Source organism: Neisseria perflava (assembly GCF_024170405.1).
Classification (GTDB): Bacteria; Pseudomonadota; Gammaproteobacteria; order Burkholderiales; family Neisseriaceae; genus Neisseria; species Neisseria perflava_B.
Genome location: NZ_JALJYC010000010.1, coordinates 72,189 through 78,927, shown reverse-complemented (window position 1 = coordinate 78,927; position 6,739 = coordinate 72,189). Strand labels below are relative to the sequence as shown.

General features: G+C 53.7%; 5 protein-coding genes. 3 read left to right on the top strand and 2 right to left on the bottom strand.

All coding sequences use genetic code 11. The annotated features are described in order from the left end of the window. The first annotated feature begins 250 nt into the window (after positions 1-250). Positions 251-1,168, top strand: a complete 918-nt coding sequence (gene thrB, locus J2T37_RS05315; RefSeq protein ID WP_253354322.1) for a homoserine kinase — start codon at positions 251-253, stop codon at positions 1,166-1,168. 91 nt (positions 1,169-1,259) lie between these two features. On the opposite strand, the gene murA is transcribed toward thrB, so the two are convergent. Beyond that, complete coding sequence (murA, locus tag J2T37_RS05310) at positions 1,260-2,513, bottom strand: UDP-N-acetylglucosamine 1-carboxyvinyltransferase (RefSeq protein WP_253354320.1); 1,254 nt, start codon at positions 2,511-2,513, stop codon at positions 1,260-1,262. Between the two features lie 182 nt (positions 2,514-2,695). Then, complete coding sequence (mltA, locus tag J2T37_RS05305; protein ID WP_253354318.1) at positions 2,696-4,006, bottom strand: murein transglycosylase A; 1,311 nt, start codon at positions 4,004-4,006, stop codon at positions 2,696-2,698. Positions 4,007-4,428: 422 nt separating this feature from the next. Here mltA and efeU point away from each other — a divergent pair, with 422 nt between their 5' ends. After that, entirely contained in the window at positions 4,429-5,262 is an 834-nt protein-coding gene (gene efeU / locus J2T37_RS05300) for an iron uptake transporter permease EfeU (protein WP_253354316.1), read from the top strand. Between the two features lie 182 nt (positions 5,263-5,444). Continuing rightward, positions 5,445-6,626, top strand: a complete 1,182-nt coding sequence (gene efeO / locus J2T37_RS05295; RefSeq protein WP_253354314.1) for an iron uptake system protein EfeO — start codon at positions 5,445-5,447, stop codon at positions 6,624-6,626. Positions 6,627-6,739: the final 113 nt, after the last annotated feature.

The following is a 6,739-nucleotide window of genomic DNA, read 5'->3' as shown; positions in this document are numbered from 1 at the left end:
AACCGAACTATACCCCCACCACCAAAACCCGTCAACTCAAAAACACTAAAAACTTCACAAAAATTTAACACTACTCTGTTTTATTTGAGAATTTTATTAATCCGCTTTTACTTCCCATACAAAAATACGCCAACCCTCCCAACAAAATACATCTAAGGCCAATCTTATCTGCTGATTTACTGATATCATGTTGCTGAATCTTTGGTATGATTCACGATTATTCTATTATTTTCCATTCAGGCTTTATACTATGTCCGTTTATACCAGTGTATCCGATGATGAGATGCGGGCGTTTCTGACGCAGTACGATTTGGGTGAATTTGTTGCCTTACAGGGTATTGCCCAAGGGGTTACCAACAGCAATTATTTCCTGACTACGTCCACAGGACGTTATGTATTGACTGTCTTTGAGGTATTGCAACAGGAAGAACTGCCGTTTTTTTTACTGCTGAACCAGCATTTGAGCGACAACGGTGTTGCTTGCGCCGCCCCCATCGCGCGTAAAGATGGCAAATTGGATGCGACATTGGCAGAAAAGCCCGCCTGCTTGGTAACCTGCTTGAAAGGCACGGACACAAGTTGGGCGACGAAAAACCAATGCTTTAACACCGGCGCGATGTTAGCCAAAATGCATGTAGCCGGACAAAGCTTCCCCCTACAGATGAAAAACCCGCGTTATGACCACTGGTGGCATGAATCGGCAGAACAATTACTACCGGTATTAGACGAAGCGGATGCACAACTGCTGCAACGAGAGATTGCTTTTTTAGATGACAACTTAGGAAACCATTTACCCTCCGGTATTATCCATGCAGATTTGTTTAAGGATAATGTACTGCTCGATGGCGAACAGGTTGCCGGGTTTATTGATTTCTATTATGCCTGCAACGGCAATTTTATGTATGACTTAGCCATTGCGGTCAACGATTGGGCGCGTACGGCAGACAATCATTTGGATATGCCGCTGATGAAGGCTTTTATTGACGGATACGAAAGCGTGCGCCCCTTATCCGATGAAGAACGCGCCTATTTCCCGATTGCGCAACGTGCAGGCTGCATCCGTTTCTGGGTATCGCGTCTGCTGGACTTCCATTTCCCACAATCGGGCGAAATGACGTTTATCAAAGATCCCAACGCGTTCCGCGATTTGCTACTGAACTTAAACTAACCATTAAACTCAAAATATAATAATAAGGCCGTCTGAAACAACAAACTGTTTCAGACGGCCTTTTGGCATTTATCTTTACTACGATAGAAGATTAGCCGCGCACGCGTTCGATTTTGGCGCCGACCTGACCGAGTTTTTTCTCGATGTATTCGTAACCGCGATCCAAGTGGTAAATGCGCTCGACGATGGTTTCACCACCGGCGACCAAACCTGCCATCACCAAGCTGGCGGAGGCACGCAAGTCAGTGGCCATCACGACCGCGCCGGAGAGTGTTTCCACGCCTTTGACAAAAGCGGTATTGCCTTCGGTGGTAATGTTGGCACCCATGCGGTTGAGTTCGGGCACGTGCATAAAGCGGTTTTCAAAAATGGTTTCCACCACGCGGCAGTTGCCTTCGGCAATGGCGTTCATCGCCATAAACTGCGCCTGCATATCGGTAGGGAAGCCCGGGTGGACAACAGTGCGGATGTCCACGGCTTTCGGGCGTTGCTGCATGTCGATGGTAATCCAATCGTCGCCCGCTTCGATAATCGCGCCGGCTTCGACCAATTTATCCAGCACCACTTCCATGGTTTTCGGCGCGGCGTGGCGCAGGGTGACTTTGCCGCCGGTCATGGCGACGGCGCACAAGAACGTACCGGCTTCAATACGGTCGGGCACAACGCTGTGCTCCGCGCCGTGCAATTCTTTCACGCCTTCGATGGTCATGGTAGCCGTGCCGATACCGCTGATTTTGGCGCCCATTTTTACCAAGCATTCCGCCAAATCCACCACTTCCGGCTCAATAGCGCAGTTTTCCAAGATAGTCGTACCTTCGGCCAATGTCGCCGCCATCAGCAGGTTTTCCGTACCGCCGACGGTGACCACATCCATTGCCACGCGCGTGCCTTTCAGACGGCCTTTGGCTTTGACGTAACCGTGTTCAATCACGATTTCCGCGCCCATGGTCTCCAAGCCTTTCAGATGTTGGTCAACCGGACGCGAGCCGATGGCGCAGCCGCCGGGCAGACTCACCTGCGCTTCGCCGAAACGCGCCAGCGTCGGGCCGAGCACCAGAATCGAGGCGCGCATGGTTTTGACCAATTCATACGGGGCACAGGTGTTGTTGACCGTGCCGCCGTTGATTTCGAATTCGTGAATATTGTCGGTCAATACGCGTGCGCCCATGCCTTGCAGCAGCTTCTGCGTGGTTTTCACATCGGCCAGCATGGGTACGTTTTTCAGGCGCAGCGTACCGGCGGTCAGCAAACCGGCGCACATCAGCGGCAAGGCGGCATTTTTGGCGCCGGATACGGTGATTTCGCCGTTTAACGGGCCGTTGGCGGAGATTTTGAGTTTGTCCACAATGGTTCTTTCTTAACAGGGCGCACGGCGCGGCGGCGCGGCGCATTCATCAATATTAATCAGTTTGGATTATAAGGGATTTTGGCGCGTTTGCGTGATGGCAATACGCCTGAGCCTCAGGCCGTCTGAAAATGCTGTTCGGCGTGGCTAAAAGCTGTTGTTTTCAGACGGCCTGTTTGCAATTAAGGCCTGTATTCCGGTTTCATGCCATTGGGCAGCAGCTGCCACACATAGCCGGTGGTTTTCTGCTTGCCCGCCGTATTGCCCGCTTCATCACCGTAACCCCAGAAATAATCGACACGCACCGCGCCTTTAATCGCGCTGCCGGTGTCCTGCGCCATAATCAGGCGGTTGAGGGCTTTGCGGGTCAGGGGATGAGCCGTTGCCACAAATAAGGGCGCACCCAGCGTGATGTAATGGCGGTCGATGGCACCGGCATACTCGCCCATCAACGGCGTGCCCAGCGCACCGATGGCGCCGTTGCCGTTGTCCAGTTTGCGGAAGAAAACATAGCTCGGATTCTGCCCCAACACTTCGGCCAGCCGCTGCGGGTTTTGCTGCATATAAGCCTTAATGCCCTGCATGGAAGTCTGCCCCAGCGTCAGATAGCCCTTATCCGCCATATAGCGGCCGATGGAAACATACGGATATTCGTTTTTATCGGCATAACCCAGCGCCACTTTCTGCCCGCTCGGGGTTTGCAGCGTGCCCGAACCTTGCACATGCATGAAAAACAGCTCTACCGGGTCGTCGGCATAGCCTAAAATCGGCGCTTTGCCGTCAAGCGCGCCGCCGTTGATTTGGGCGCGGGTGTAATACGGCACAAATTGATTGCCGGCGAAACGGCCTTTAAGCGCGGTGGTGCGGCCGGTAATCGGGAATTTGGACAAATCGGCGCTGTATTGCCCCGCATTGTCAATCAAACCCATGTTCTGCCCGCTCGGGCGCACGCGCACCACGGCTTTGCTGCCGCGCAGATTCACCGGCAGCGGCACGGAAACAAAATCATTCGGAATGCCGTAAATCGGGAAACGCGCTTTCGAGGTTTGCTTGATGTCGCCGTGCATCAGCGGGATATAGTAGCCGGTAATCGTGCCGGCCTGCAAGCCGTTGCCGCTTACCTGCCAAGGCGTGAAATAGCGCTCGAAAAACAGCTTGGCCTGATGGTGGTGGTTGGGCGTCTGCATGGCTTGGGCGCACACATCCTGCCAACCGGCGCGGTTTTTCAGCTTCTCGCAGCCCTGCTTAAACGATTGCAGACTGTTGACAAAATGCTGGAGCGACCAATGCGGCAAAGCGCTGTATGGCACCACGGTATAAGAAGCGCCGCCGCCGGGGGTAACGGTGGTGCCGACGGCAAACGGCGTACCGGTCGGACGGTCGGGGCCGCTGACAACAGGCTCGGTTCGCTTAATGCTTTTGCTCGGACAGGCGGCGAGCAGCGCGGCGGTTATACCCAAAAGCGCCGTGCGGAAAATGATTTTTTTTGTCATGCTGTTGCTTATCAATCAAGGCCGTCTGAAATCTTTTTCAGACGGCATCAAACCAATCGGAATATCAAATGCTTGCGTATTCGCATACGCGGCGGTGATTTTAACACAGAAACACCCGTCTTTCGGATTGTTCGGCGACAGCCTGCCGACAAACCGCCCATCCCAAAGCGCGCCGCCTGCTTGTCTGGTTTTGATTTTTCAGACGGCCTGCCCTTAGGCCGTCTGAATCATGGCACTGATTCGATACTCATCCCGATTCACCGCCTGCCATAAATGCATCTTAAATAGTTCCCGCCAAAGCGTTAAAAAATTTAAATGATCGGCTACTTATTAAAAAATAAAAATAATTTGCATTTATTTATTCAAAAGCCTATAACGGTAGCAATTTTAATCATTGCCTGTTGCAAAACGGAATCCCGCTTATGTTGATTGTCTTTCTGATTATGCTGCGCGAGGGCATTGAAGCCGCGCTGATTGTCGGCATTGTGGCCGGTTTTCTCAAACAGTCCGGCCACAGCAACCTGATGCCGAAAGTCTGGCTGGGCGTTGTCGCGGCGGCGCTGCTGTGTTTGGCGGCAGGCTGGGGCATTCATACCGCTACCGGCGAAATTCCGCAGAAACAGCAGGAATTTGTGGTCGGCGTACTCGGTTTGGTGGCGGTGGCCATGCTGACCTATATGGTTTTGTGGATGAAAAAAGCCGCCCGCAACATGAAGCGGCAGTTGGAGCAGTCTGTACAGGCCGCGCTGAATCAGGGCAAAGGGCAAGGCTGGGCGCTGGTGACGATGGCGTTTTTGGCGGTAGCACGCGAAGGTATGGAGAGCGTGTTTTTCCTGCTGGCGGTGTTCCAACAAAGCCAAACTTGGGCCATGCCGCTGGGGGCGGTATTGGGATTGCTGGCGGCAGTCATTATTGGCGCGCTGATTTATCAAGGCGGTATGCGCCTGAATTTGGCGAAGTTTTTCCGCTGGACGGGCGTGTTTCTGATTATTGTGGCGGCCGGTTTGGTGGCCGGTTCGCTGCGGGCGCTGCATGAAGCGGGTGTGTGGAATTATTTGCAGGATATTGTTTTTGATTCATCGACTTACCTGCACGAAGACAGCCCCTTGGGTGTCTTGCTCGGCGGCTTTTTCGGCTACACCGACCATCCGACCGAAGGCGAGGTGTGGGCGTGGCTGCTGTATTTGGTGCCGGTAATGGTCTGGTTTTTGCGCGATAGCAAACCGACGAAACCCGTATCCGCTGCCCGCCCGTAAAGCGGTTGCCGTTACTTCCGTCAGCAGACCAGCCTGAGCAAACAAAACCAACCGCCGAACCCCAGCCGTTAGCAGGTATGCCATTGCCTTGCCGTATTTTTCAGACGGCCTCCGTCCCGCAAGGCCGTCTGAAAATCTTAACTGTTTGACCGTTTCACATTTAACCAGGAAAGAGGTATCCCATGAAAGCAACCCGTTTGACCGCATTATCCCTGTCCGTCTTGCTGGCGCTCGGCCTGAGCGCCTGCCAGCCGCCGGAAGCCGAAAAAACCGCCGCCCCCGCGTCCGGCGCGTCTGCCAACAGCGGCAAAGCCAACGCCGACGGCTCGTTTGACATCGCCGTCAACGACACCGCCTGTAATCCGATGGAACTGACCGTGCCCAGCGGCCAGACCGTGTTCAACATCAAAAACGACTCTGGCCGCAAGCTGGAATGGGAAATCCTCAAAGGCGTGATGGTGGTGGACGAGCGCGAAAACATCGCCCCGGGCTTGAGCGACAAAATGACCGTGACCCTGCTGCCGGGCGAGTATGAAATGACCTGCGGCCTGCTGACCAACCCACGCGGCAAGCTGACCGTGACCGACAGCGGCTTTAAAGACACCACCGCCGAAGCCGATTTGGAAAAACTGGCGCAGCCGCTGGCCGACTATAAAGTGTATGTCCAAGGCGAGGCCAAAGAGCTGGTGGCCAAAACCAAAGACTTTGTCGCCGCCGTAAAAGCAGGCGATATTAACAAAGCAAAATCTTTATTTACTTCAACCCGTTACCACTACGAACGCATCGAACCGATTGCCGAATTGTTCAACGAACTCGACCCCGCCATCGACGCGCGTGAAGACGATTTCAAAGCCGGTGCCAACGACGATGCCTTTACCGGCTTCCACCGCATCGAATACGCGCTGTGGGTGAAAAACGATGTGAAAGACGTTCAAGCCACCGCCGACAAACTGCTGGCCGACGTGACCGCGCTGCAACAGGAAATCGACGTATTGAGCTTCCCGCCGAGCAAAGTCGTCGGCGGCGCCAACGCGCTGATTGAAGAAGTGGCCGGCAGCAAAATCAGCGGCGAAGAAGACCGTTACAGCCGCACCGACTTGAGCGACTTCCAAGCCAACGTCGAGGGTGCACAAAAAATCGTCGATTTGTTCCGCCCGATGATTGCCGAGAAAAATCAAGCGCTTTTGGACAAAGTGGACGCCAACTTCAAAACCGTCAACGACACGCTGGCCAAATACAAAAAAGCCGACGGATTCGAGCCGTATGACAAACTCTCCGAAGCCGACCGCAAAGCCCTGCAAGCGCCGATTAACGCGCTGGCGGAAGATTTGGGACAACTGCGCGGTACGCTGGGTTTGAATTAAACCTGCGCTCTGACTGATTTTCAGACGGCCTGAATAACGGTTCAGGCCGTCTGAAAACCATGAGCCGCATACCATCAAAATATAAAAACACAATGGACACCGTTCAAAATACC

Excerpts from the sequence above, each read along its gene's own strand:
- thrB (WP_253354322.1), top strand. The coding sequence starts at position 251 with ATGTCCGTTTATACCAGTGTATCCGATGATGAGATGCGGGCGTTTCTG.
- mltA (WP_253354318.1), bottom strand. The coding sequence starts at position 4,006 with ATGACAAAAAAAATCATTTTCCGCACGGCGCTTTTGGGTATAACCGCC.
- efeU (WP_253354316.1), top strand. The coding sequence starts at position 4,429 with ATGTTGATTGTCTTTCTGATTATGCTGCGCGAGGGCATTGAAGCCGCG.
- efeO (WP_253354314.1), top strand. The coding sequence starts at position 5,445 with ATGAAAGCAACCCGTTTGACCGCATTATCCCTGTCCGTCTTGCTGGCG.